Source organism: uncultured Gimesia sp., assembly GCF_963976445.1.
Lineage (GTDB): Bacteria > Planctomycetota > Planctomycetia > Planctomycetales > Planctomycetaceae > Gimesia.
On record NZ_CAXBKP010000027.1, the window covers coordinates 41,190 to 66,092 of the forward strand.

The 24,903-nt window shown below is 48.1% G+C and carries 22 protein-coding genes and 1 tRNA gene; 14 read left to right on the forward strand and 9 right to left on the reverse strand.

Annotated elements, in window-relative coordinates; genetic code table 11:
- Position 1 precedes the first annotated feature (1 nt).
- On the reverse strand, positions 2-1,726 hold the full coding sequence (locus tag AAC022_RS22380) for an FAD-dependent oxidoreductase (RefSeq protein WP_339734644.1): 1,725 nt from the start codon (positions 1,724-1,726) through the stop codon (positions 2-4).
- A gap of 159 nt (positions 1,727-1,885) precedes the next feature.
- Between AAC022_RS22380 and AAC022_RS22385 the strand changes: the two genes are divergently transcribed.
- Complete coding sequence (locus AAC022_RS22385; RefSeq protein WP_339734646.1) at positions 1,886-3,406, forward strand: hypothetical protein; 1,521 nt, start codon at positions 1,886-1,888, stop codon at positions 3,404-3,406.
- 79 nt (positions 3,407-3,485) lie between these two features.
- Here the strand turns inward: AAC022_RS22385 and AAC022_RS22390 are convergent, their stop codons facing one another.
- A complete protein-coding gene (locus AAC022_RS22390) occupies positions 3,486-4,400 on the reverse strand; it encodes an alpha/beta hydrolase (protein ID WP_339734648.1) in 915 nt (304 codons plus the stop codon).
- Between the two features lie 193 nt (positions 4,401-4,593).
- On the opposite strand from AAC022_RS22390, the gene AAC022_RS22395 reads away from it, so the two are divergent.
- The 3 genes from AAC022_RS22395 to AAC022_RS22405 all read left to right on the forward strand — a co-directional run bounded on the left by AAC022_RS22395 (position 4,594) and on the right by AAC022_RS22405 (position 7,730).
- The gene (locus tag AAC022_RS22395) at positions 4,594-5,736 is read left to right on the forward strand and encodes a prolyl oligopeptidase family serine peptidase (RefSeq protein ID WP_339734650.1); all 1,143 of its coding nucleotides are present in this window, start codon (positions 4,594-4,596) and stop codon (positions 5,734-5,736) included.
- 523 nt (positions 5,737-6,259) lie between these two features.
- Positions 6,260-7,219: a DUF1559 domain-containing protein gene (locus tag AAC022_RS22400; RefSeq protein ID WP_339734652.1), complete on the forward strand. Its 960-nt coding sequence runs from the start codon at positions 6,260-6,262 to the stop codon at positions 7,217-7,219.
- Between the two features lie 4 nt (positions 7,220-7,223).
- A complete protein-coding gene (locus AAC022_RS22405; protein WP_339734654.1) occupies positions 7,224-7,730 on the forward strand; it encodes a hypothetical protein in 507 nt (168 codons plus the stop codon).
- A 116-nt stretch (positions 7,731-7,846) separates the two neighbouring features.
- Here AAC022_RS22405 and AAC022_RS22410 read toward each other — a convergent pair whose 3' ends face one another.
- A complete protein-coding gene (locus AAC022_RS22410) occupies positions 7,847-8,368 on the reverse strand; it encodes a carboxypeptidase-like regulatory domain-containing protein (RefSeq protein WP_339734656.1) in 522 nt (173 codons plus the stop codon).
- A gap of 215 nt (positions 8,369-8,583) precedes the next feature.
- Complete coding sequence (locus tag AAC022_RS22415; RefSeq protein ID WP_339734658.1) at positions 8,584-9,549, reverse strand: DUF1559 domain-containing protein; 966 nt, start codon at positions 9,547-9,549, stop codon at positions 8,584-8,586.
- A gap of 415 nt (positions 9,550-9,964) precedes the next feature.
- Here AAC022_RS22415 and AAC022_RS22420 point away from each other — a divergent pair, with 415 nt between their 5' ends.
- Positions 9,965-10,528, forward strand: a complete 564-nt coding sequence (locus AAC022_RS22420) for a DUF308 domain-containing protein (protein WP_339734660.1) — start codon at positions 9,965-9,967, stop codon at positions 10,526-10,528.
- A 37-nt stretch (positions 10,529-10,565) separates the two neighbouring features.
- Here AAC022_RS22420 and AAC022_RS22425 read toward each other — a convergent pair whose 3' ends face one another.
- From AAC022_RS22425 to AAC022_RS22435, 3 genes are all read right to left on the reverse strand, one after another.
- The gene (locus AAC022_RS22425; protein WP_339734662.1) at positions 10,566-11,771 is read right to left on the reverse strand and encodes a hypothetical protein; all 1,206 of its coding nucleotides are present in this window, start codon (positions 11,769-11,771) and stop codon (positions 10,566-10,568) included.
- 317 nt (positions 11,772-12,088) lie between these two features.
- Positions 12,089-12,391 carry a hypothetical protein gene (locus AAC022_RS22430; protein ID WP_339734664.1) on the reverse strand — a complete coding sequence of 101 codons (303 nt, stop codon included), beginning with the start codon at positions 12,389-12,391 and terminating at the stop codon, positions 12,089-12,091.
- Positions 12,392-12,442: 51 nt separating this feature from the next.
- On the reverse strand, positions 12,443-12,802 hold the full coding sequence (locus tag AAC022_RS22435) for a hypothetical protein (RefSeq protein WP_339734666.1): 360 nt from the start codon (positions 12,800-12,802) through the stop codon (positions 12,443-12,445).
- A gap of 736 nt (positions 12,803-13,538) precedes the next feature.
- Here AAC022_RS22435 and AAC022_RS22440 point away from each other — a divergent pair.
- Positions 13,539-13,808: a hypothetical protein gene (locus AAC022_RS22440; protein ID WP_339734668.1), complete on the forward strand. Its 270-nt coding sequence runs from the start codon at positions 13,539-13,541 to the stop codon at positions 13,806-13,808.
- 160 nt (positions 13,809-13,968) lie between these two features.
- Here AAC022_RS22440 and AAC022_RS22445 read toward each other — a convergent pair whose 3' ends face one another.
- On the reverse strand, positions 13,969-14,130 hold the full coding sequence (locus AAC022_RS22445) for a hypothetical protein (RefSeq protein ID WP_339734670.1): 162 nt from the start codon (positions 14,128-14,130) through the stop codon (positions 13,969-13,971).
- Positions 14,131-14,705: 575 nt separating this feature from the next.
- Between AAC022_RS22445 and AAC022_RS22450 the strand changes: the two genes are divergently transcribed.
- The 4 genes from AAC022_RS22450 to AAC022_RS22465 all read left to right on the forward strand — a co-directional run bounded on the left by AAC022_RS22450 (position 14,706) and on the right by AAC022_RS22465 (position 18,898).
- The gene (locus AAC022_RS22450; RefSeq protein WP_339734672.1) at positions 14,706-15,143 is read left to right on the forward strand and encodes a hypothetical protein; all 438 of its coding nucleotides are present in this window, start codon (positions 14,706-14,708) and stop codon (positions 15,141-15,143) included.
- Positions 15,144-15,230: 87 nt separating this feature from the next.
- Positions 15,231-16,238, forward strand: a complete 1,008-nt coding sequence (locus AAC022_RS22455) for a DUF1559 domain-containing protein (protein WP_339734674.1) — start codon at positions 15,231-15,233, stop codon at positions 16,236-16,238.
- Positions 16,239-17,021: 783 nt separating this feature from the next.
- Positions 17,022-18,050: a hypothetical protein gene (locus tag AAC022_RS22460; RefSeq protein WP_339734676.1), complete on the forward strand. Its 1,029-nt coding sequence runs from the start codon at positions 17,022-17,024 to the stop codon at positions 18,048-18,050.
- A complete protein-coding gene (locus AAC022_RS22465; RefSeq protein WP_339734678.1) occupies positions 18,050-18,898 on the forward strand; it encodes a hypothetical protein in 849 nt (282 codons plus the stop codon). The genes AAC022_RS22460 and AAC022_RS22465 overlap by 1 nt, the downstream gene beginning before the upstream one ends.
- 139 nt (positions 18,899-19,037) lie before the next feature.
- Here the strand turns inward: AAC022_RS22465 and AAC022_RS22470 are convergent.
- Positions 19,038-19,111: transfer RNA gene (locus AAC022_RS22470), tRNA-Met, on the reverse strand.
- Between the two features lie 296 nt (positions 19,112-19,407).
- Between AAC022_RS22470 and AAC022_RS22475 the strand changes: the two genes are divergently transcribed.
- From AAC022_RS22475 to AAC022_RS22490, 4 genes are all read left to right on the forward strand, one after another.
- The gene (locus AAC022_RS22475) at positions 19,408-20,580 is read left to right on the forward strand and encodes a sialidase family protein (RefSeq protein ID WP_339734680.1); all 1,173 of its coding nucleotides are present in this window, start codon (positions 19,408-19,410) and stop codon (positions 20,578-20,580) included.
- 49 nt (positions 20,581-20,629) lie between these two features.
- A complete protein-coding gene (gene pepT / locus AAC022_RS22480) occupies positions 20,630-21,862 on the forward strand; it encodes a peptidase T (protein ID WP_339734682.1) in 1,233 nt (410 codons plus the stop codon).
- Positions 21,863-22,297: 435 nt separating this feature from the next.
- Entirely contained in the window at positions 22,298-23,980 is a 1,683-nt protein-coding gene (locus AAC022_RS22485) for a S41 family peptidase (protein WP_339734684.1), read from the forward strand.
- Positions 23,977-24,876 (forward strand): hypothetical protein, encoded by a 900-nt coding sequence (locus AAC022_RS22490; protein ID WP_339734686.1) that lies wholly within the window; start codon positions 23,977-23,979, stop codon positions 24,874-24,876. Before AAC022_RS22485 ends, AAC022_RS22490 begins: the two co-directional genes overlap by 4 nt.
- Positions 24,877-24,903 lie beyond the last annotated feature (27 nt).

Here is a 24,903-nt window from a genome sequence, read left to right on the forward strand (position 1 = left end):
GTTAACTCAGCTTTGACCACGCGAGTTCGATCCCCTGCTGTGTGAGCGTGGTTTGGAAATCCTGGAGCTGGCGTTGATCGTTACGAATTCTGCGTGGTGTCGTTTTTCTGGAAATCGCCTGGGCACATAAGGCACCGGCCGCTTCACCAATCGACCATTCGACAGGATGCAGACGGTAGCAGCCGTTGGAAATGTGCGTGGTGCCGATGTTTTTACAGCCGGGAATCAGATTTTCGACACGCTCAGGAATCATCGCTCCCAGGGGAATCTGAAACGGGACACTGCCCATGTCGATATAGTTATCGCCTCCCGTGCTGGGATGCAGGTCCAGATGGTAATAACCGATGCCGACGGAATCATCAAATGGTTTAGCGAGCAGCGGCTTATGATCCTTGCCCATTACTTTGAGTCGCTCGGAATAGGTCAGGTCCTGTTCTTTGATCGTTAATTCGGCCTTGATGCGGCGGGACTCACGAATATAAGGATATTTTGCCAGACCGTCTTCGGTGCCGACGATATCCTTTCGCAGACGCAGCCCTTTCCAGCCCTGCTTGCCGTCCGGACGGGGGGCTTCGGTTTGTAACCAGTACAGGAGCGACAGGCTGAGTTGTTTGGCGGCGTTAAGATGCTGCGCACGTTCGGCGGGCGTCACGTCGGTGATATTACCCAGCATGTAGTCATTCTGCGGCCAGTTGATGACAGTGATATCGCTGGCGTAAGCGCCCGGGGGGAAGTTGTTGCGGTCGATCATGCGGCGGTAGAGCCAGAGATTCAGCGATTTGGTTTTGGGCGGCGCTGTTTCCTTGCCACACGGCACAAAGGAAAGTTCTTTGGGTTTCAACGTGCGTGGGGATGAATAATCGAGTGAAAGAATTTTACCCGACCAGGCAGGCGTTAACGGGGGAACGTGATTTTTCCAGAAGTCATACATGGCGGGGCGTTCGATGGTGTGGTCTTCCCCTTCCAGATGATCGATGGCAAAGCAGTGCGTCAATGCCTGGATGTTCGCAGGATTGGCCTGTTCCGGAGCGTGTGGTTCGCTGGTTTCAGCCTGTGATTCCGCACCCAGCACATATTCGGTTCCGGTTAACGGCAGCAGGTCCCCTTCTTCGCTGGCATCGATGAAATATCTGGCGTGCAGTGTGACTGGTTTATCTGATCCCAGCGTCTGGCAGGTTACAGTTTCAATCCGGTCACCTGACTGAGAGGCACTGACGGGGTGCGTATTTAAAAGTAAGGTCAGTTGACCACTGCTGACTGCAGGCGCCAGCATTGATTGCAGCGCTGCAATGCCGACTTTGGGTTCGTGGCAGATTCGCGAGACAGAACCATTCCCGGGATTCAGGTTCGTGACTTGTCGGGCTTTTTTTGTTAAGGGATAATGCTGTTTATAATATTCGCGAATCAGAGTCCGCAATTGCGCGTAGGACTGTGTGCGTCCGAACGACTCGATCCACTTGTGCTCATCTGGTGGAACGGCTTGTTGAGAGATCTGGCCGCCGATCCAGTCGGTCGGTTCCGTCAGAATCACGCGGGCTCCATTGCGGCAGGCGGCTAACGCGGCAGCACAACCTCCGAGACCGGCACCGATGATCACAACATCGGCTTTGAGTTCCCCGGGGTTTGATGCATAGCACGTTCGTGATTGCAGGGCCTGCAGGAAGGGAAGACTATAAATTCCGGAGCCAAAGATACCACACTGCTGTAAAAATCGTCGTCGTTGCATGATCTTGAATTTCAGGAATGAAAGAGATTAATGGCGCGTAGAAGACTATGATGTCGGAAAACTTATTCTTTCAGTATCTCGAATGAATTACCAGCCCAGTTGATACTGATTCTTAAAACTCAAACCGTTGTCCATTAGGGAAAAATTAAAGGAAATTCGATGGCAAGATATTATGCCCTGTTGCTCACCATGCTGGTCTGTACGCCTCATTTCTCAGTAGCGGCGGACTATTACCAGATTCAGGTGATCGATGCGGAGACCGAACGCGGCATTCCACTGGTAGAATTGGAGACGGTGAATCAGATTCTGTATGTGACCGATAGCAACGGAATTGTTGCCTTTCATGAGCCGGGTTTGATGAATCAGGAAGTCTATTTTTCGATACGGAGTCACGGTTATACCTACCCCAAAGACAATTTTGGATTCACCGGCAAAAAACTAAACGTAACGCCGGGCGGCAAAGCGGTGTTCAAGTTGAAACGGATTAATGTGGCGCAGCGGCTGTATCGCATCACTGGTGGGGGAATTTATCGGGACAGTGTATTGACAGGAGTGTCGGTTCCTCTGAAACATCCAGTATTAGATGGTCGTGTGCTGGGTTCTGACAGTGTTGAGAATGTCATTTTTAAGAATAAGGTGTACTGGTTCTGGGGAGATACGAATCAGCCCCGTTATCCCCTCGGCAATTATGATGTTCCTGGTGCGGTCTCCGAATTACCTTCGCAGGGAGGGCTGGCGATTCAAAAAGGCGTCAATTTGAATTATTTTCTGGATCAATCCGGCTTTGCCAAGAAGACTTGTGCCATGCCGGGCGAGGGACCGACCTGGATTGATGCACTCGTGACTTTGAAAGATGAGTCAGGTATAGAGCACATGTTTGCGAAGTATGTCAAAGTCAGAGGGATGCTGACGGCGTATGAACGAGGGCTGGTTGAATTTAATGATGCATTGAAACAATTTGAGAAACAACAGGTGTTTGATTTTGATGCCCCGCTCTATCCGGTAGGTCATCCTGTGAAATATAAAATGGACGGGATCGATTATGTATTGTTTGGTTTGGCGGCTCCGCTGATCCGGGTACCTGCGACTCCTGACGCGTTGGCTGATTTGCCCGAATATGAAACCTATACTTATTTAAAAGCGGGGACAGGCACGGAAGAATGGGCCGTGGATCGAGACGTGCAAGGTCAACTGCGCTATCAGTGGCGCAAGCATCTTCCGCCGTTGAGTTATGATCTGGAACAGAAACTGATTCAACAGGGGACGCTTGCCGCTGAGGAAGGCTATTTTTATCTACGTGATATTAAAACGAAGCAAGCGATTCAGATTCATAACAGTTCTGTGGCCTGGAACGCGTATCGCAAGAAGTGGACGATGATCGCGTCACAAAAGTTTGGTACGTCCGTGCTGGGGGAGATCTGGTATTCGGAGGCAGACAGTCCCTTGGGGCCCTGGAAGTGGGCGCGCAAGATCGTGACGCATCACAAATACAGTTTTTATAATCCGAAACAGCATCCGATGTTTGCTGAAGAAAACGGGCGATTGATTTATTTCGAAGGGACCTATACGACGTTGTTCTCGGGAAATGAAGTCAAAACGCCCCGCTACGATTATAACCAGATGATGTATCAACTGGATTTGTCTGACCCGCGTCTGGCACCGGAACTGTTTCCGCAATGAACGGGAAATAAAAAAGCAGACAGATCGCAAAACGGTTTGCGCTCTGTCTGCTTGGAGTTTTCAACACCTGGGATTCGAATCAGGAACCTTTGCTCAACAGCTTGTCCATCAAGAATTCGTTGGAGTTAGAGTATTGTTTTGATTTGGAAACGCCAGGAATCAAGAGATGGCATTCCGTGCCGGTTTTGTCGGCTTTTTCCTTCATTTTGACGCCGTAGACAGGGTGATGAATTCCATGGCCGGCGTTTTCAGAAGGAAGTTTCATGTTGCCGCCGTACGTCATTAAGAGTGGTGGATCGTCGGCGGTCAGATGGTTGTAGGGAGAGAACTCTTTGTAGAGTGCTTCGTGTTTTTCATAGTTGTCCATCACGTCCTGCATGCTTTTGCCGCCAACTGCTTTGTGGATCATAGCATGCTTGAGCACGTTCGGGCCGAGCCAGGGTTCGATGACTTTGGGATCGATCGACGTCTGACCTCCCCCGACGGCAGCGGCGATGACGCGGGTGGATTCTCGGGCAACGGGATCTTTGGCTTTGGGGTCAGCCAGATCATCGTGGTATAAGAGCCACATCGAAGTACAGGCCCCTGCACTGCCGCCGGTCAAGGCAATTTTCTTTTTATCGATATTCCAATCAGCGGCTTTGGAGCGGATGAACTGAATCGCACGGGCTGCATCATGTACGGGGACTGGCAGTGATGCTTCACCTGTTAAACGGTAGTTGATTGATGCGTACGAAATCCCTTTATCGAGATATGGTTGAATATTGCCAACACGACCTTTATCGCCGCCAATCCAGCCACCACCGTGAATGTAAACCAACAGTGGACGCGGGCCATCTCCTTTTGCTTCCCAGAAATCCAGTTTGGTCTTTTCGTGTGGACCATAGGTGACATTTGCGTATGTTGGTTTTGGAGTTTTCGGTTTGTCTGCCGCGAAGGTTGCGGAAGAGAGAAAAGTGAACGTCAATAGTAAGGCGAGTATCGGGCGCTGCATGGGGGCGTTTCCTTGTTGAGGGCAAGTAAAATCGGTGACTCACGATTATCGCTTATCATGAGTTGTTATGTGGTCGAAATCAAGAATCTATTGTGAGGAGTTTCTTTGCATGTATCAACAGGTTATGATATGAACTTCTGGTTTGATGAAGAATCGTCATTGATCACAACAGCGTTGAGTGGAGTGAATGAGCATGAAAAGTCTGATTTCCTGCGGAATAGTAAGTTTGTTTCTCACCATATCTGTATCCATTGTCTGGTCTGGTGAACAAGCAGCGAGTGCTCCTTCAGACGCACAAAAAGAAATGTGGAAGCAGATTGCTCCGTTTTTTGAACCGCCGAGTGAGTTTAAAGGTGATCTGGGAAACTATAAAACGCCGTTGAAATTTTATGATGGTCGCCCCGTCAAGACACCAGCCGACTGGCAGGCACGGCGGCAGGAAATATTGAAGACGTGGCATACAATGATGGGAGACTGGCCTCCCGTAAATGAACGTCCCCAGGTGGATTATCTGAAGCAGGAACATCGGGATAATTTCACGCAGTATACGGTTCGCTTTGAGATTGCGCCCGGGCATCCGAATACGGGTTATCTGCTGATCCCCGATGGCGCGAAGCCGGACCATAAGACGCCAGCTGTGCTTGTGGTGTATTATGAGCCCGAGACTGGCGTGGGGTTGAAAGGCAAAGACCGGGACTTTGCGTATCAGTTGGCGAAGCGTGGTTTCGTGACTTTTTCGGTCGGTCACGATTATTCGCTCTACTACCCAAATCGGGAGAAGGCGGAAATTCAGCCTTTGTCTGCTTTGGCTTACGGGGCTGCGAATGCGTTTCATGTTCTGGCAAATCGCAAAGAGGTTGATCCGGAACGCATCGGCATTGTCGGGCATTCGTATGGTGGCAAATGGGCAATGTTTGCTTCCTGCCTGTATGACAAGTTCGCGTGTGCGGCCTGGTCAGATGGCGGGATTGTGTTTGATGAAAGCAGACCGAGTGTGAATTACTGGGAACCCTGGTACCTGGGGTATGAAGGGCCAGACTTCCGCAAGCGGGGGCTGCCAACAAAAGAGAATCCGCGCACCGGGCTGTATAAGCAACTCGTCAAAGATGGCTACGATCTACACGAACTACACGCCTTGATGGCCCCCCGCCCGTTTCTGGTTTCTGGCGGCGCAGAAGATCGCCCTAAGCAATGGTGGGCACTCAATCACAGTATCGCCGTCAATCGATTTCTGGGTTATGAAAATCGGGTGGCGATGACCAACCGGGAAAAACACGCTCCCAATCCTGAGTCAAACGAGCAGATGTATCATTTCTTTGAATACTGGCTGAAATAGTATCTGGCGAAACCGAACTGATTTCACTGTTCTTCAATTTTATGACAAACGTTTGTGTTATGGGATGCTAGGTAGAAGTACCAGTGTTTCTCGTGGTGATTCCTGGTTTTGGAGTCGGTTGTCTCTGAAATGTGAATTTGAACAAACAAAAATTCCTGTTAAATGGTTCATAAAAGCATAGAACAGCGTAATAATTGGAAGCAGGAAACGAAACTTAAATATTGTGACACACATTTAATACCGTTCAGAGGTAATAGTGCGTGTCATTATCGATTGAGATGAGTACTTTGAAGAAATGAGCGTATAGTGCTGCAGTCTTGTTAAGTTAACAATCAAAAAATCAGAATTGCATTTCCTCCCTTTACTGACGCATAATATAACTGAGAAGAATTCCTTCCTTGAGTTCCCCCTGATAAAGTTCCTCCCCCGATATCTGGTCTCCAGAAGTTTCATGTTCTGCACCGAATTTCTGGCCAGAAAATACACTTAAATTCTTATTCATTCCTTATTGGAGAATCCTTCGATGTTAAACAAACCTCAGCGCAGAGGTAAACGTGGTTTTACTCTCATCGAGCTGTTAGTGGTGATTGCCATCATTGCAATTTTGATTGCATTACTGTTACCGGCTGTTCAACAGGCCCGTGAAGCAGCGCGGCGATCGACATGCAAGAATAATATGAAGCAAATCGGTCTTGCGTTGCATAACTATCATGAAACGTATACCTGTTTTCCTCCAGGCGGGATTGGCTGGACATTCACGGCCAGCCAAGGCGACGATCCCCAGTTGAACAGCATGGGGCCTTTGGTCATGATTCTGCCATTCATCGATATGGCAAATATTTATAACAAGTTCGATTTCAGCTTGAGTTATACGAATCCGGCGAATGTGGATTTAGCCGCGAACATCATCCCTGTTTATCTTTGTCCCTCGTATTCTGGTGAAACCGTGCATTCCGAGCATGGTTATCGAGGTTGGAACAGCAGTACCAAAAAAGCGATTACGAATTATCTTGGCGTCGCCGGATATGCGTCAACGGGAGCCCAGGTCGGGATCAGAAACGGTAGCAGCTTACCTGCAGCACAACGGGGAATATTCTGGCCTAACAGCAATACCCGGATGCGAGATATTACGGATGGTACCTCGAACACGTTTATTTATGGTGAGTATCGTCCGTCAATTATGTCTGATGTCGGTTGGGGCTCAAATGGTTCCTGTTATGATAATCGCTGCAGTCCCTGGGTGCGTGGTATTACACTTGAAGGAAGTGGCGCGGTCAAGGTAATGCGGTATGGACCGAATCAGGTCTTCCCCAAGACCGCTTATGCCAGCGATTGGACCGTGCTCCCCTTTAGTTCACAGCACGTTGGTGGTGTGCATATGCTGAATACGGATGGAGCCGTGGTCTTTGTCAGTGAAAACGTCGATATCAATAACTGGCGTTATCGTGGCAGCATGGCCGATGGTCAAGTGATTGGAGAGTAGGCATATGATACACATCGAAAACCAACGAAATTCAGCCTACAGTGGTTCCAGGAACAGTAAACGTTTTGAGTTTATGTTCTATCTATCCCTGTTGTTCGTGGCAGGTCTTCTTTCGACAGGCTGTGGCGGAGGACCAGCAGACACACCGCCACTGGCCCGAGTGAAAGGAACGGTGACGCTGGATGGTAAACCACTCACCAGTGGCAGTGTCCAGTTTACTCCTGATAAAAACCGCGGCACTACAGGCCGGATGGCTTTGGGAAATATTAACGAAGACGGAACGTTTGAGTTAATGACGATCAGAGCCGGCGATGGCGCCCAGGTTGGTTATCATCTGGTAGCGATTGAATGTTATGAGTCGGCAGCCTTTGATCCGAATCAGCCGGTTAATCAGACGCCGAAGTCTCTGATTCCAAAACGCTATACCGACCCGAAGACGAGCAAGCTGACGGCTGAAGTGAAATCGGGAGAAGACAATTCCTTCGCGTTCGATTTGAAAACGAAGCCGTAGTTTTATTCTTGTAATTGAGGACAAATAAAACTCTGTAATCTGATTTCATTGAGATGATGGCGTTTGTTTATTTTTTGTGGTAGAAGAACTAATAAGTCCTTCTCGATGATTGCTTCTTATTTCAATACAAATTCGATTTTTGTGCCCTCAGCGGTGTCTTTTTTAACTTCTGCTGTCAATTTTGACATTTCGAAGTTGCTGTAGATGCGCGGTAATGATTCTTTTGCTCCTTCTGTCATCGCATCTGCTTCTGTGGTTCCGGGGGGGAGTGCCGATCCGTCAGGCATCAGGAATTTGCTGATGACCACTTTGTATTTACCGGGTACAGCGCCCTTCAAGTCTTCAATATTCATATTGGGCATGGGGGTGATCAATTCAAAAGCACCGGAATCATTCGTGACTGCCGATGCCATCTGTGTACCAGACTCTCCTTGTTGAGGAATCAGAGTAATACTGGCTCCCGCTAGCGGCTCTCCTTTAAAGGATGCGGTTCCGGTAACGGGGACGAGATCAGCAGTGATTTTTGAACTTTCCGAGTTCGCACCACATGCCGAAAGAAAACAGAGGGACAATAAAGCCAGGCACATTCTTGAATGATTCTGAATGTGAATGATAAAACGCGGTCTGTTGAGGTTCATGTGAGCTTTCCTGCGAAGTATTCAAAACTACCCGAAGAACAATAGGTTCCTCGGATAGTTCAGCAAACTTATTGTGATTTGGTCGTTTCCGAACGGAAGACCATAGGGACTTGCTTGCAATAATCTGATAGTGCAAACGGTGGATGCGGATGGGAGTATTGATAAAACAGATACCATGCACTGTTACAATCAGCTCATTGCCGCTTAATCCTGATTTAGCGAAACTCTCCTATGACATTTCCGTCAGCAATGTAATCCAGGTTTTTTCGAATGGATGCATCTGAGTTTTCACTGAGGAAAATGACAGCGCCATCGGCCATTAAGACATGCAGTCCTCCGACGTGCCAACTTCCGGTATAGCCCCAACTACCCAGAAGTGGTTTGTAATCGACTCCACTATACAGAGTATTATTCGGTGGTGTTTTACCTAGCGAGAGTCCGATTTGTACCCAACCGCGTCCACCCCAACTGGCATTATTTCCATTTCGACAACACGATTTTCTGGTTTCTGTCATCATTGCTGTATTACTGGTTCCATCGGTAATATCTCGCGGACGACACTTACTACCATCTTCAAACATACATCTTGTGAGATGATTCCGTCTGGTCCAGTAATTACAGTGATTATAATCCTGATTGGCAATGAAATCATAATTCGTTCGATGTTCAAAAGTTCCACCAGGTAAATTATAGGTTGTACTCGTTGATGCACCTGAGGGGCCGGGATCTGTTGGGCAGGAGAAAATGGTCATCACGCGATTTACCTTGTCCGCGTTTGTTGTGGCATTTCCTCCTGATAGTGGAATGCTGCTTGAGGTGTAGTCATCAAAGGCGAGGTCAAAATTCAAACTGGAATACAAAGGTGCCTGGTCCAGAAAAGGAAGCAGTAGCACCAAACCATTCATATTCATGACTGTTGCTGGTAGGTTGGCGGGGGCGGGAGTCGATGCACAATCACCACTGGCAACCTGCCCCGGAGGGAATACGCTGTGCGTGTCGAGGTAGTTATGGAGTGCTAAGCCGAGTTGTTTTAACTGATTTTTACAGGTACTGCGTCGCGCAGCTTCACGTGCCTGTTGTACGGCTGGTAGTAACAAGGCAATCAGAATCGCAATGATCGCGATCACCACTAACAGCTCGATCAGCGTAAATCCTTTTCTGGGACGTTTGGGAAAGGACACAGGAGATCTCCTTAATAAAAAATGATGACATGGGAGTTGCCTCAAGAAAAGCAAAGTTTGTACAGGATCTGGTTTGAAGAGGAGCCGAAGATCCCAGCCTGAAGAGGCAACGAAAATTAATAGTAAAGTTAAATAAGCAAAGTGTGTGCCAATTGCGTAAGGCGGTTTGTCCTGCAAGCCTGCGTTTTGTGCATAATCAGTTCAAAAAATAACTTTTTGAATTTTCTGCAGGCGAGTAATTCTGGCTACCGAGAATGAAGAGTGAGCTATACTTGATATGAGATCAAACACCCCTGCTTTGTTTTTGAGCAGAAAAGTGGGTGTCTAAAGTGTTCTCACGTGTGGTGTTAACAACTGTGCCTCTAGTAGGTTCTGTATACTGCAGCCTTTTCTATTTCTAATATGAGAGACCCCCATGACCGACTCGACCCTGCCTGTTGTAAAAGACTTCAAATTAACAGGCATTTTGCTTTGCGTGATTGGTGTGGTTTCACTGATTACTCCCTTTGTTGCTGGGACTGCTGTTGTTTTGGTGATTGGTTTTCTCCTGTTGCTGGGCGGTTTTCTGTATGTACTTCAAGGAGCACGCGTAGATGGGGTGCCTGGCAAAACTCAGCACTTACTGCTGGGCGCACTGATGTTTCTCGGGGGAATTGGTGTGATCAGCCATCCGATCTTCGGTTTAACATTCCTGACAATGCTAATGGCGATGTTTTTTATCTTCGAGGGCGTCTGGAAAATCATGATGGCAATGAATGTCCCGTCGAACCAGGGGCGCATGAGCGTTCTGTTTAGTGGGGCGATTTCATTGCTTTTGGGCGGCTTGATCTGGAGTCAGTGGCCGTTATCAGGGCTTTGGGCTGTCGGAACCCTGGTCGGGGTCGACTTTCTGCTGACCGGGTTTTTCCTGCTGAATATGAGCAGCGCAGTCTCTTCTGGTGAGAGCACCGACAAAGAACACATCGATCAGACTGTCTGATTGCGCGTCAAATCAAAGCCAACATAACGCGTTCGATTTATGGTGCCGGCGGTGGAGCCGGTGCCTTGATCGCGGGAGGCTGAACCGGTTTCAGCACTTTGACGTCGGTCTTCGACGCTGTTGGGGTTTTGGGATAGCTCTTGCTGCCCAGTTGCGCGGTGTGGTCGGGTGACATGCGATTGCGATAAATCACCAGTCCATCAATGGCGTGATAGAGTGCCGAGTAATCGACGGTTTCGTCTTTGTTCTCAATAATATCATTGGCTAGTAGCGAGACTGCTTTTCGCACCCATTCTTCATTGAGACGATCATCGGGTAACGCCATCATCAGGAATTCCAGGGTATGCCCAGTGGTTTCCAGGCGTTCCTGAAAATTATTGCTGGCACTTTTCTGGAAAAAGTAATCGTAAGAAAACGAGCCGTCGAAGTTCTGCATCGCGCGGGCTTCTTCAATGTAGCGCTGGATTTTCTGATCGGCTTCCAGCCAGTAACCACGCAGCCGCTCTCCTGAATTCTGATACGTATTTCTGGCATAGGCGAGTGCAAACAACGCGTGGGTTCCACCACAGGCAGAGTCATTAGAGATGGTAGCGTTTTGCATATAGATCAGATCATCGATCCGCCACTCTTCCCCTTTGTTATCCAGCCAGGTGGCATCGGGGCCGAGATAATGTACGAGAGCCCAGAGAGACCAAGTGACTTCTTCGTTCTCCTGGATTTCCTTTTTTGCGTTGTTGACGACGTCGGCGACCGTAATCGGACCATCGGGGGTCTGGAACGTATGATCCAGTGGGACATCAGCCATCGCCAGAACGGCCAGCGATTGATTTTTATGTCCTTCAAAGGCGTTTTCTTTGGTGTAAGGATGCGCGCGGCCGCCGAACTCGGTTTTTTGAAACCAGGGTTCTTTGTCATAGAAAACGCCCGACGAAAGCCATTCGAGTGCGTTAACGTCTTTGCCCTCTTTTCTGATCGTGTAATCTTTCCGAAACGCCAGGATGCCATGATAGATTTCCCAAGGCGAGTGTTTGTCTGACTCCAGATGAAATTGCTTGCGGGCAATCTCAATCGCCTGTTCGACTTTTTTGAGCAGTTCTTCAGGGGATTCCAGTTCGCGTGGTCCGGTTGAAGCTGTTGTGGTATCGGACGTTGGTTCGGCCTGCGGAGCATTTCCGCAACCAGTAAGTATTCCGATAGAGGACACAACTACAAAAAGCACTGACAGACGACACATGAGGCCCATGATATGATGAACTCCGGGTAGATAACGATAAGTACGGGATTATTTTTTGGCAGGAGCCGGATTCAGGCTGATTACAGGCATCAGTGAACTGAAATCAATGTACCAAGGAGAAGGAGTGAAGTAAATCGTGCAATTGCTATAAATTGCCTAAAATGTTGTTCGTTTAACCAGATCTCTCTGTAGATAGGACATTGGAAAAACGGCGACGTTTCGCTCATCAGCCAGCCCTTTGGGGCGTGAAAGTCTTGGACGATTACCACGACGGCTCCTTGCGTTGCAGATCTACGATTTCTGAGTAATGCAACGCGACACCGGCACTAATAGCCACATTTTTCCAGGACCAGCGAATCGTCAACATAGACGTTATATTGATGCGGTCGCAGTCCTCCAAACCAGAAGGGGCGAATTTGTTCGATGACCACCTTGGGCAGCATGGGATTTTGAACCAAAAATTCCCAGCGTTTGGTGAATTCAAGATCGACATGCGTGGAAATCGCATAAGGATCTTTTAAGGTTTGTTCCTTTCCCTCAATGATGACTGTAGTCCTGCCGCTAAACCAGTTCCGTTTAAATTCGATAGCAGATTTTTGTTCGTCACCAATATCAATCGAAAATTGCATCGAAGGTTTTCCTGTCAAGAAGAAACAGCGAGTACGCGGCGAACCTTGATTTCACAACCATGCCAGTATTGCAATGAGGGCTACTATATTCCCGATGATCAGTGTCCAAAAGCCAAACTTCGTCAAGCCGGGCACATAATCCGATGCGTCCTGATCCTGATCAACGGCTCTGGACTGAGAGTTTGATGCTTCCTGTTTCTCAATGATGGATCTGGCATCTGAAAATCGATCCTGCAGCACCATGACTTGGACCACTCCAGGGGCTTCGGCCCGGAATTCGGAAGTCATTCCCCCTGATGCGGTCGCGGGGATACCATGCTCCTCCAAAAGTTGGACAAGCAACTGCCCTTCGAGTTCGGTGGGAACGGTCGTCAGTGTCATGAGTGTGTCGTTTGAGGCCGTCTTCGTCATTTTACTCACCCTTTTGTTTGTATTGAAGGGATATTTCAGAAAGCGTCGTCGTACAAAGGCACCCTCTATTGTATCGTCCTTCACACCAAAACCAAAGCTGATTTTACCAAAGCTGATTTTTCAGTGGGATGAGTGATTCCTTTCGTTAGCAGTTCGTTTACTGCTGATTTAGAGGACATCGTTCATTCTTGGGAAGGGTTGCCACATGAGACCAGGCTGGTCTTTTCCTATTTAGCCTGTGTCCCGGTTTACTGTACCGTCTCCAGGGCCATTCGGGCCGAGTATAATCGAACGAGAGACGCTATGGTTAAATGGGACGCGCTCTAGCGAAAACGCATCGCATGATTTGATGGTATGCCTCCAGGCAGAGGTCGCCGTTCATGGTCTATGTGGCCAAGATGCTCTGTTTCTTGCCCGTGGCTGAGGCAATTATTGCGCGCAGTGGGTGCAAAATCTTGCGCATTGGTGTATCATCGGATGTTGTCATTCTGGATAGGGCTACATATTCGATGCACCCTACTGGGCCGACACTTAAAGGCTCGGAGTCGGTCCCAGGGCCAGTCCCGGAAACCGCCTTCGAGTGATCGTTACAGGTCCTCGTATCCGACAGATGATTCCGGCCACGCAGTACATCCGATGTGCAGCGGCGGTTAAAATGTTACAGTTGGACGACCAGAGAAATGGTCTATCATCACGGTCGTTAATCGTTCAATCAAGATTTGCAAAGGAAACTATTTTGGTCGACTCCGAAGCCACACCCACGCCCGAACCGCCCTCGAGTAAGGAACTGAAATTGGCCATGAAGGCGTTTCGCAAACGTCTCAAGCTAACTTGCCTGGATGATGAATCCCGAATGGGCTACGGTGCCACGTCCTCTGGTCAGCGGTCAAGCGTCGTTGCCATTGAACCACCGCACCAGTATTCCCGGGCCGTTTGGCAGGAACTGGTGAATCAGGGAAAACTGAAGCACGATGGCGGCGGGCTTTATTCACTCGCTGATTCGTAAGCGGGCCGACAGTCTCGTCGAGTAACCGGGCTGCTCTACCCCGCGTTCTGAGTCTGAATCTGCACAGGGGGTCTGAACAGGCTTTGCTTTTAGGACACGCTTAAACTAAGAGGACTCGTTTTGCAATCGCTTTCGAGTTCCCCTTCGTCCTACCGTCGCGTCAGTCTTGACTCTTGCCGGGCAGAAGTGGCAGCAGGATGAAGTGACTGGCCCAGGGAATGAAACACGCTTCTGTTTTGAATCGTTCAACTACACCCAGCAAAAAAACGTCTGCATCCACAAGATTGGGATTCAGGCGTTTTTGTTTATCTGGATGTGTCATCAAGTGACATCAGTAGCGGTGGAGGGATTCGACCTCCCGACACGCGGATTATGATTCCGAATTATCTTATTGAATCTTGGGGAAATTTGTCCGAAGAAATCAGGATTCTGGGCCAATTGAGGGGAGGCAATCATACCTACCAAACGTTATTCATCCGAACAGATCATTTCGAAACTCCATGAAGCCGAGGTCCATCTCGCCCAAGGAAGTCGAACACTGGTCGCTGACAACGCTGCGGGAAAAGCTCGTGAAGATCGGAGCCAAAGTGACGCGGGAGAGCTACGCGCCGCTGTCGGTTTTCAGGCCGCTCTGGTGAGACGCCAGCCGAGCTTGCGGATGCTGCGTAGCCTGCAGAAGCTTTCGGAGCGTAAAAATTCCAGAAAATTCACCAGGCGTTAGACACTGGGGTGGGACGATGTTAAGATGAGGAGTCACATCTACTAAGATGAGTAGCGACATCTACCGGAAGCGGTTCCAGGATTAACCCAAATGGGAAATCCTGGATAAAGTCTTGAATCATTATCTAATTCTTTATTCAATAACGGCCTACTTGCGCTAAGGAGCCCACATCCACAATGCCCAGATTAATCACCAATTTTCTACTTCGTCCGTTTGCAATTGTGCTCATTTCATCGATCATTCTCGTTGGGTGCGGGGGGGATGTGGGGCAAGGAGTCGCCGTTAGCGGAACCGTAAACCTTGATGGAGCTCCCCTGGAAAATGGGACAGTCTCGTTTATTGGCGAGAACGGATCTGCCGCTGCAGTCGGACAAATCAAAAGTGGGCAATTCTCACTTTCTCAATCCGCGAATGCATCGGGGATCCCAGCCGGCAGCTATAAGGTCAAAGTCGAATCATGGAAAGTCCAACCGGGCGCTGTTCAGGATGATGGAAGTTTCGCCAAAGGTGAATTGGCCATCCCTGAGAAATACACAAAAGCAGCGTCATCGGGGTTCACTGCTGACGTTGGTTCCGGCGGTGGGACATTCGAATTCAATCTCAAGAACGAGTAATCTCATCCGCTATTTTATAACTGATAACGAACTATTTTATGATTTATAACTATTTTCTAAACTCATGAACCGCAAGGAGACCGTCTAATGAAAAGGACAATGAAACCCCGAGGATTTACTTTGATTGAGTTACTGGTCGTCATCGCGATCATCGCCATCCTCATCGCCTTATTACTGCCGGCAGTTCAACAGGCACGGGAAGCTGCTCGTCGTTCGTCTTGTAAGAATAACCTCAAGCAAATCGGACTGGCGATGCATAATTATCACGAAACGCACAAGGTTTTCCCTTATGCCAGCACATTTTCCGACGCCTCAGGTGCACCGGAAGCTTACTTGAGAGCAAGTTCGACTCCAGGATGGTTTGCATTGATTTTACCGTTCCTTGATCAGGCTCCTCTGTACAATCAGCTCAATCTCAATCGACCTATCAATGATAATTCCGGGACCGCTCCCACCAACAGAACGTCGATCACGAATCAATTCTTTCCGGTTATGACCTGCCCCAGTAATCCCTTTGCAGGGTCGGGAAAAAGCGTAGATGGAAATAATTTCAACGGACTTTCCGTTGCCGCTCAAGCTGCCATGTATCGCCCTTCGGGAGGTCCTGCGTTAAATGATGGTGGAGCCAAGGATTGCAATTCCCAAGCCTTCTGCCGTAAAGATACGGGTGGCGTTCAGGGGGGGTGGCGATATCCACATCGCAATAAAGGAGGAATCCGTGGAATGTTTGCGCGAGGTGTTTCCAACATCAAGATTGCGGATGTCACTGATGGAGCCAGCAACACGATTCTGATGGGAGAATGCAAAGCGCACTTCGATGTATTCGGCAGCGCTTGGGCTCACAACGTTCCCGAATCTTTGTACCACCTTAAAATCAACAGTTCGTTCCTTAAAGTTCTTGAAGACAACTTCCAATCAGGAGGTTCACCGACTGTTTCCTGGCCAGACGCAACCGGACACGCCAGCTTCCATACCGGAGGAGCCCACTTCCTTTTGGTGGACGGTTCTGTCCATTTCATTAGCGAGAATGTCGATTACGTTACGTATTGCAATTTGGGGGACCGTCAGGACGGTCAAACAATTGGAGAGTTCTGATGCTATTTGCCCCAAGACAAACATGGGATGTATTGGTGGCTACCTGGATGATATAACAGGGCCATCACATCTGATTCAGGTTTAAGGCAATAAACCAAAGCAATTTGATCGGCCGGCGTTCAACAGGACGTCGGCCGATTTTCGTTGCCGATTTTTTTGATCTACAGGACTGAAAACGCTTACGTATGAGCTCGCCTTCTGAACAGATTCCAATCATACATTACAGTGTCTGATTGACCTGGCTCCCCTCGGATTCATCGACCTACACGCTTTTTCCAGCTTCAGCTGCGCACGTCGGTCGCTCAGACCGCATGCATGATGGATAGATACTTCGGCGTGTTTGGGAGATGTGGTATCAAGCCTCTGACCAATTTAGCATGGTACTTGCTCCGAGCCGAAACTTTCAGTCATAGCAAGTCAACAAAAAAACGCCTGAGTCCACAACATTGGGATTCAGGCGTTTTTGTTGGTCTGGGTGTGTCATCAAGTAACACGAGTAGCGGTGGAGGGATTCGAACCCCCGACACGCGGATTATGATTCCGCTGCTCTAACGCGGTAAACAATAATGAGAAGCAGTAACAAGAAAAGGACGTTTTCACGAATGATCCTGAGTATTTCTTTATTGTTGAATCTTGGGGGGCCGGTCAAACTCAGTCGCACTCAACAAAAAAATACGTGTGCTTTTGAGGGTGTACTCAGATTTTAATTGACCTGCCTGTAATGTTCACTAGTATGTACTGGTCGTAAGGGAACATTTCGGTCATGCGTAAAGGAAGTGGAAAATGAACAGAAAGCTCAAGTATCTCAATTTTATATGCCTTTGTTTCTTTGCTCCAAACTTCTTAGTTGCTCAAGATGTTAAAGACAAATCTACAAGTTCAGTCCAACGACAATATGAAACGCTTCTACAAAATCACATTGATGGCTATATCAAAGATAAATCTGTCAAAAAAATTGAAGGGAAAACTGTAATAAAAAACCTTGAGGATCAAGGTGAATTAATGCCTTATCTGAGAAGGCTGGATTTATTTCTTGATAAGAGTTCATGGGAAGCCGGACAAAAAGAACTTTATCTTCGAGAATGTATAGTGGAACCTGCAATAGCAGAATATTCAAATACAAAAAACAAAAGTAAATATTCTAATAAAAATTCAAATAAGAATCCTGTAGTAAACAGTTTTAACTCTAATGACTTTTTCCTTCATCACAGACTCGAATTAATGCGGAACAATGCATTAATACCAAGCTATTTTAAGGAAACATATTACTCACAAAATATAAAGCCAATTAAGCAGCTGAGAGAAGTAAAAGACACTGTTCAACTTGACTGGTATCAACAAACTGGATTAGATCAAGGGCTTCGTGGAATTGGATTGACAAATAAAGAACTTGAACAAATCAACAGAAATAATCTAGCTACGCCATTTACAAAAAAAATGATGAAAAGGTTCCAATTTTCTCAGGACCATATTCGGTGGGAAGTAGGACATTGCGAAGTTTATAAAGAGAGAAATATTTATGATCCTATAGCGATTGAGGCAAAAAAAAAAATCAAACTCAAATCATTCCCTGTAGATAAATTGTATGTAGATATTTGGGAAAACAATCAAGACGAAATTCTCACGATTGTTAAAGAATTAAGTCATGATGATATAGTAATAGCTACTCGATATGAAGCGTATAAAGACCCATCACTTTGGGAACCAGGTGAGCAAAATCGGTATATGTCATCGGATATTCTCCCCTTTATACATAGAGAACAATTATCTCAGGAGTTCACCAAAATAATCCAACGACAAAAGGTGAAATAATGGATAAATCTCCTTCCGAAAAAAAACAAGAAAATTTGGCAATAGGCAACGTTAGCCTTCCCACAATCTTAAAGTTATTCGAGAGACACCCAGCATCTCTGTTATTTCTCGGTCTTGTATTCCTATTAGGAGTATACTCTGGAATTACTATCAGAATTGGTCAGTTTTCTCTCATCATTGGAGATTACATGTTACCGCTTGCAAAGAATCTCATGGCGGTTATTGGCTTCGCTATGTTATCACTAGGACTGTTAATTCTAGTACGAATGAACTACGGCCTCACAATCCCTAAGTACGTTGATAGTGTCGTCGTAGGAATATTATTTGTTATGGTACTCACAATATTCATTTATTCATTTATTAAAGGCGAGTCAAATAAGCACCCGTTCTCTTCGATTGAATATGATAGTGTAGACAATAAATTAATTGTTAAGACTGTTCCAGAAGTATATGAAAAATACCGCGATAGTCATAAAGTGGCTTATGCAGTAATTCCTCATGACGAAGGAGATGACCCAACAGTAGAAACCAGATTGGATTTGGAAGTAAGGGATATTCCAGAGGAAGGAACTAGGTCTGTCGCTATAAAATGTCCCAATAGTATGGGGAATATATCTTATGGGGATGGATTCAGAGTTTACTCTTGCATTGTACCAAATGATTTCAGTGGTAATGGAATTACTACTATCGGCCAAATCATTTCATCCGGAGGAATTCGTCTCCGCTATATGGGGGGAGATAAAGTTCCAGATATTACAAACGGGACACAACTCGCACCAGTGTATGAGGAACTCTCTGATCAAGAAAAGAAAGCTTTCAATCGATCAACCAAAATTGGAATCGACTGAGAAGGTATTCTAAACTAGCTGTTGATCTGAAGTCCTCATAACTTCATCATGAAGGCCGGTTTCCTTCAAAACGCCTGAATGCACAACATTGGGATTCAGGCGTTTTTGTTGGTCTGGGTGTGTCATCAAGTAACACGAGTAGCGGTGGAGGGATTCGAACCCCCGACACGCGGATTATGATTCCGCTGCTCTAACCGACTGAGCTACACCGCCAAATTCAGGTTGGGACACACTATATAATATGCCCCGTTCTACTGAAAGTTAAGTTGGAGAAAAAAGTGGTTTTCCGACGCTAACTTCCTTCGATATCTCACTTTATCGGCAAAAATAGCCGTGAGAAGTCGAAAGCTTAACAAATTCTTGCTTGATCGCAAGTCAACCGCCACTTTCAACGCGAAATGTGACCGAATTTGGTTGATTGTGACCGGTTTCGCGCGGCGGTATACTCGATTCCCGTGGATTCATACTATTTGTCTCTCCTGCGGAGCGCTTCAACGATGACTAAATGCATGACAATATGTTTTCCTCTTCTACTGGTTTCCTGTGTCCTGTTTCTGACCGGCGGCTTAATGAGTGGCTTGACGGAAGTCCACGCGCAAGAAGCTGAGTCCCCTGCTCTGAAAACCGTCACGAAAACAGTCGTCTTTCAACGGGGCGATGGTGGTTACCACTCGTTCCGTATTCCGGCTTTGATTGTTTCTCCCCAAGACACGCTGCTGGCGTTTGCCGAAGGTCGCAAGAACAACTTAGGAGACAGTGGTAACATCGATCTGGTTCTCAAAAGAAGTTCAGATCAGGGAAAAACCTGGTCCGATTTGTCGGTACTCTGGAATGATGGTGAGAATACCTGCGGCAATCCCTGCCCGGTCGTGGATCAATCGACGGGGCGGATCTGGCTGCCTTTGACCTGGAATCATGGCAAGGATCGCGAGAAGCAGATCAAAGACAAATCCGCGCGGGACACGCGACGCGTTTATATGAGTTATTCCGATGATGACGGCGTGACCTGGAAGCCGCCTTATGAAGTGACAGAGACGACCAAGAAGCCGGAGTGGACCTGGTATGCCACTGGGCCCGGCAATGGCATTCAACTGACGCGAGGAGCCCACAAAGGGCGGCTGGTGATTCCCTGCGATCATAATGTGACGCTGGACGGCAAAGTCATACGGCGCTCACACGCGATTTACTCGGACGATCATGGCAAAACGTGGCAGCTCAGCCAGCCGATCGGTGTGAAGACGAATGAATGTGCCGTCGTGGAACTGGCAGATAGCCGGCTGTTGATGAATATGCGGAGTTATCACGGCAAGAACCGGCGGGCGATTGCCTTTTCTGACGATGGCGGGGCAACGTGGTCTAATGAATCTCTGGATGCAGCGCTCATTGAGCCGGTTTGTCAGGCGAGTTTGATCCGGGTACGGTTTCCGGAGTCAGGAAAGCCGGGGCAGATTCTCTTCAGTAACCCAGCCAGCAAAAAACGGCAAAAAATGACCGTGCGGCTGAGTGAAGATGACGGCAAAACGTGGACGGCTTCGCGACTGGTGATGCCGGGCTCTGCTGCTTATTCCTGTCTGGCGGCGCTCTCTGATGGTCATGTTGGTCTGCTCTATGAGCGGGACGGTTACCAGAAAATCGAATTTGTTGCCTTTGATTTAGCACAATTTTTAGCGAGCCGCCCGTAGGCGTCGCGCTTCTCTTTCACATTCTCCCTGCATTATAAAGTGACATCTGATGGATACATTAATTGATCGTTTTTTGCGTTATGTCAAAATTGATACTCAATCCGATGAGACAAGTCCGTCGTTTCCCAGCACGAAAAAACAGCTGGATTTGAGCCGAATGTTGTTTGAAGAGTGTGAGCAACTGGGACTCGAAGATGTGACGATTAACGAGTACGGGATTGTGATGGCCACGATTCCGCGCACGGTTGAAGGAGATGCCCCTGCGATTGGCTGGGTGGCGCACGTCGATACGTCGCCTGAGTTTTCCGGCACGCATGTGAAACCGATTGTCCATGAGAACTATGATGGGCAGGATCTGGTACTGCCCGGCGATCCTTCGCGCGTGTTACGCGTCAGCGAGGAGCCGCGATTGAAGCAGATGGTGGGGAAAACGGTAATTACCACCGACGGGACAACATTGCTGGGAGCCGACGACAAGTCGGGTGTGGCGGTGATGATGACGGCTGCCGCCCATTTAATGAATGATCGATCAATCCAGCACGGTCCGATTCGTCTTTGTTTTACCTGTGATGAAGAAATTGGTCGCGGAATTGAAAAGCTGGATTTAGACGTGTTCGGCGTTTGCTGTGCTTATACGCTGGACAGTGATGGCAGCGGCCGGATCGATTCGGAAACGTTTTCCGCCGATCAGGCCGTGATTGACGTGCGTGGCGTGAATACGCATCCTTCTGTGGGAAAAGGGGTGATGGTGAATGCGATTCGGATTCTCAGCGATCTGATTTCCCGGATGCCGACCGAGACACTCAGTCCGGAAACGACGGACGGGCGCGAGGGATTTATGCATCCCTACCATATTGAAGGTGGTGTGGCGGAAGCGTCGGCTCGATTGATCTTAAGGGATTTCGAGACGGAGAAATTAACTGAATACGCCCAACTGCTGGAATCGCTGGCGGAACCCTTGCGGGAGAAACATCCGAAAGCGGAAATTACGATTACGATTCACAAACAGTATCGCAATATGCGGGATGGATTGCCGAAAGAGCCACGGGCATTGGAAAAAGCGATTGCAGCCACACGGGCGGCTGGTCTGGAGCCGAACCTGAATGTGATTCGGGGCGGGACCGATGGTAGCCTGTTGACAGAAAAGGGGTTGCCGACACCGAACCTCTCCAGCGGGCAGCATAATCCGCATTCGCCGCTGGAATGGACATCTGTCGAAGAGATGCAGCAGGCCGTTGACGTCTTAGTGCAACTGGCCATTCAGTGGGGGCAGGAACGTTGAGTACCCAACTGGCGAGTTGAGTGAAATTCGAATTCCCTTTTAATATTTCCTGAAGCGAGCTGTTTCGGTTCTGGTTGTTCCGGTTGGTCGGTTTAGCGAGAATGGCGAGGCGATTCGGCTCTGAATGCGCATGTCGTAGTAACGAGTTAAGAGAAACACCCTCTGACCAGAATCAATGCGTCTGGATCTGGTTTTGATTGCCGGTTTAAAAATGAATCGATTACGCAGGTCGTGCCGTATCTTAATAAAAACGATTGTTTGACCATCGTTTTTTTATGACTTATGTTAATCATATCGGCAAGATACTTGTTTAAATAAACGTTGTACAGATTTTGTGCAGCGCGAACCAGCGGTTGTTTTCCAGTTTGCTTTTGATGAGCCCTGCTTGTGGCGGCCATCAGTAAACGGGAAACGCACTGGTATAGAGGGGGAACTATGTATTTATCAACCAAGACGCGACTTCTAAAGAGCTTGCAATCGAAACATTTTTGGGTTTGTTTATTGGGCTGTTCTCTGGCCTGTTCTCTGGCACTCGGTTCGACTGTTGCCTATGCAGATCCCGGCGCATTGCCCATTGTCATTCCGGTTACACAAACCCAGGCGATAGCCAAAGGGGAAGAGTATGAACGGACTCGGCAATGGATTAAGGCCATTGAGCATTACGAAGATTCTTTGAAAGAATGGCCTGAGAACGATAACATCAAATACGGTCTCAGACGGGCGAAGATTCATTTTGGAATCGACCGCCGTTATATGGACGACAGCTTTTCCAAAGTTCTGTTGTCACAGTCTCGACGCGAAGCGTTTATTCTGTTCGACCAGATTCTATCAAAAATTCAATCGCATTTCGTCGATCCGCTGAGCACGACGTCTTATGTCGCCCATGGTACGGAAAGTTTGTATCTGGCGTTGGCGAATGATCGGTTCATCAAAGCGCATTTGCGCGGCGTGCCTCCTGAAAAGATTCGCGAAGTACGCCGGATCTTGCGAGAGACTTACTGGAATAAATCGATTTCCAGTCATCATGGAGCACATCAGCTGATTAACGAAGTTTGTGATCTTTCTTATCGAAATATCGGCTTACGAGACACAGCCGTGATTTCAGAATACATGTTTGGTGGCTGTAATGCACTGGATGATTACAGTAGCTTTCTGACGCCTGATCGTCTGGGTGATCTTTACGACAACATCGAAGGGGAATTTGTCGGAATCGGGATCGAGATGAAGGCGGAAATCGGGGAAGGCATGTTGTTGATCAATGTGCTGCCGGAAAGTCCTGCCGAACAAGGGGGCGTCCTGGCGGGTGATCACATTGTGAGTATTGATCAAAAAGACTGTCGTAATATGACGACTGACCAGGCAGCGAACCTGTTGCGTGGAACCTCAGGAAGTCAGGTTGCTCTGGAGCTGGAAAGTCCGGACAGCGGCAAGACCCGAGTGGCACGCGTCACCCGCAAAGCGGTGCAGGTCAAAAGTTTTCCGATTGTGAAAATGATCGATAAGGAAAATGGGATTGGCTACATCAAAATGACGGGATTCCAGAAAACATCGGCTTCGGAACTGGATGCCGCGTTAAGAAAACTGAACGGCGAAGGCATGCGGTCTTTGATCTGGGATGTCCGTGGTAATCCGGGGGGATTGTTATCTGCGTCTGTCGAAGTTCTTGACCGTTTTCTGGAAGAAGGAAAGCTGGTTTCGACCAAGGGACGTGTTGCTGATCAGAACTGGAGCTATACGGCTCACCGCCCTGGTACCTGGAAAATTCCACTCGTCTTGTTAGTGGACGGCAACAGTGCCAGTGCCAGTGAAATTGTGGCAGGAGCATTAACGGATCACCGCCGGGCGACTGTGATTGGTCGCAAAACTTACGGCAAGTGGTCAGTCCAGAGTATCTTCCCGATTCGTGGTTCAACTGGATTACGATTGACAACGGCGAAATTCTATTCGCCTCAGGGGAACACTTATGGTAAGATTGGGATCAAACCCAGTATCACGGTTGAGAAAGATGAGCTGCAGACTGCCATGTATGGTGCGTCACAAGAGCAAAAACTGGCAGCAGATTCTGATATCAAACGTGGCTTACAAATTCTGCAAAGTCAATATGCTGTAGCACCATGATGGATGAACGTGCCGCCTGGCTCACACAAGGAAAAGGAACGACGCCCAGTTTACGGTGGTCGTTTTCGACAGAAGCTCCTTTGATTGCGCTGGATCTGGCTCGTGAAACCGGAGAAATACTGGCCGCCGATATTTCGGGCGGCCTTTATTTATTGGATCGGCAGGGACAGTTTCTGCATCTGAATCGCGGCATCAAGGACGTGCAACTGGTTCACTGGAGTGATCGAGGGAAACTGGGAGCCGCGATTTATTCTGATAATAATATCTGCTGCTTTGATCGCGATTTGAATGTGTTGTGGGCCATTTCTTTTTCGGTGGAAGCTTTGGCGATCACGATGGATTCTTATGGCGATTATATCGCCGTCAGTCTAGCCAGCGGTAAGACCATTATTATTGATTCGCAGAAACGGAAAGTTGCCAGCTTTGAGACCATGCGTCCTCTGAGTTATTTAGAGTTTCAGGTCAGCGAGCCGCGTTTGATTGGTGCTGCTGAAAACGGCCTGCTCTGCTGCTACGATCTGGAAGGAAACTGTATCTGGACCGAGAAGCACTGGTCGAATTGTGGGGGAATCGCGCTGTCCGGCGATGGGCGACGGATTTTTCTGGCGGGCTTCAATTACGGGATTTTAATTTTTGATTATGAAGGGGATTCAGCGGGAACGCTCGTTTTTGAAGGGACTCCCAAAGTTCTCGCCTGTGATTTTATCGGCAACCGGATTGTGACAGCGACCATTGAGCAGGAATTGTATTGGTTAAATCAAGAGGGAAAACTCCTTTGGGGGGGCGCGATTCCCGATGAAGCCATTGAAGTGGCCTGTGACCCGTTCGGCCAGTGGTGTGTCTGCGGATTGAAATCCGGCTTGGTTCAGTGCCTGGATTGGTCCGACGCGATTTGAACTAATTTCAAGGCCTAATCGTATCTG

Excerpts from the sequence above, each read along its gene's own strand:
- AAC022_RS22380 (WP_339734644.1), bottom strand. The coding sequence starts at position 1,726 with ATGCAACGACGACGATTTTTACAGCAGTGTGGTATCTTTGGCTCCGGA.
- AAC022_RS22385 (WP_339734646.1), top strand. The coding sequence starts at position 1,886 with ATGGCAAGATATTATGCCCTGTTGCTCACCATGCTGGTCTGTACGCCT.
- AAC022_RS22390 (WP_339734648.1), bottom strand. The coding sequence starts at position 4,400 with ATGCAGCGCCCGATACTCGCCTTACTATTGACGTTCACTTTTCTCTCT.
- AAC022_RS22395 (WP_339734650.1), top strand. The coding sequence starts at position 4,594 with ATGAAAAGTCTGATTTCCTGCGGAATAGTAAGTTTGTTTCTCACCATA.
- AAC022_RS22400 (WP_339734652.1), top strand. The coding sequence starts at position 6,260 with ATGTTAAACAAACCTCAGCGCAGAGGTAAACGTGGTTTTACTCTCATC.
- AAC022_RS22405 (WP_339734654.1), top strand. The coding sequence starts at position 7,224 with ATGATACACATCGAAAACCAACGAAATTCAGCCTACAGTGGTTCCAGG.
- AAC022_RS22410 (WP_339734656.1), bottom strand. The coding sequence starts at position 8,368 with ATGAACCTCAACAGACCGCGTTTTATCATTCACATTCAGAATCATTCA.
- AAC022_RS22420 (WP_339734660.1), top strand. The coding sequence starts at position 9,965 with ATGACCGACTCGACCCTGCCTGTTGTAAAAGACTTCAAATTAACAGGC.
- AAC022_RS22425 (WP_339734662.1), bottom strand. The coding sequence starts at position 11,771 with ATGGGCCTCATGTGTCGTCTGTCAGTGCTTTTTGTAGTTGTGTCCTCT.
- AAC022_RS22430 (WP_339734664.1), bottom strand. The coding sequence starts at position 12,391 with ATGCAATTTTCGATTGATATTGGTGACGAACAAAAATCTGCTATCGAA.
- AAC022_RS22435 (WP_339734666.1), bottom strand. The coding sequence starts at position 12,802 with ATGACGAAGACGGCCTCAAACGACACACTCATGACACTGACGACCGTT.
- AAC022_RS22445 (WP_339734670.1), bottom strand. The coding sequence starts at position 14,130 with ATGACACATCCAGATAAACAAAAACGCCTGAATCCCAATCTTGTGGAT.
- AAC022_RS22450 (WP_339734672.1), top strand. The coding sequence starts at position 14,706 with ATGCCCAGATTAATCACCAATTTTCTACTTCGTCCGTTTGCAATTGTG.
- AAC022_RS22455 (WP_339734674.1), top strand. The coding sequence starts at position 15,231 with ATGAAAAGGACAATGAAACCCCGAGGATTTACTTTGATTGAGTTACTG.
- AAC022_RS22460 (WP_339734676.1), top strand. The coding sequence starts at position 17,022 with ATGAACAGAAAGCTCAAGTATCTCAATTTTATATGCCTTTGTTTCTTT.
- AAC022_RS22465 (WP_339734678.1), top strand. The coding sequence starts at position 18,050 with ATGGATAAATCTCCTTCCGAAAAAAAACAAGAAAATTTGGCAATAGGC.
- AAC022_RS22475 (WP_339734680.1), top strand. The coding sequence starts at position 19,408 with ATGACAATATGTTTTCCTCTTCTACTGGTTTCCTGTGTCCTGTTTCTG.
- pepT (WP_339734682.1), top strand. The coding sequence starts at position 20,630 with ATGGATACATTAATTGATCGTTTTTTGCGTTATGTCAAAATTGATACT.
- AAC022_RS22485 (WP_339734684.1), top strand. The coding sequence starts at position 22,298 with ATGTATTTATCAACCAAGACGCGACTTCTAAAGAGCTTGCAATCGAAA.
- AAC022_RS22490 (WP_339734686.1), top strand. The coding sequence starts at position 23,977 with ATGATGGATGAACGTGCCGCCTGGCTCACACAAGGAAAAGGAACGACG.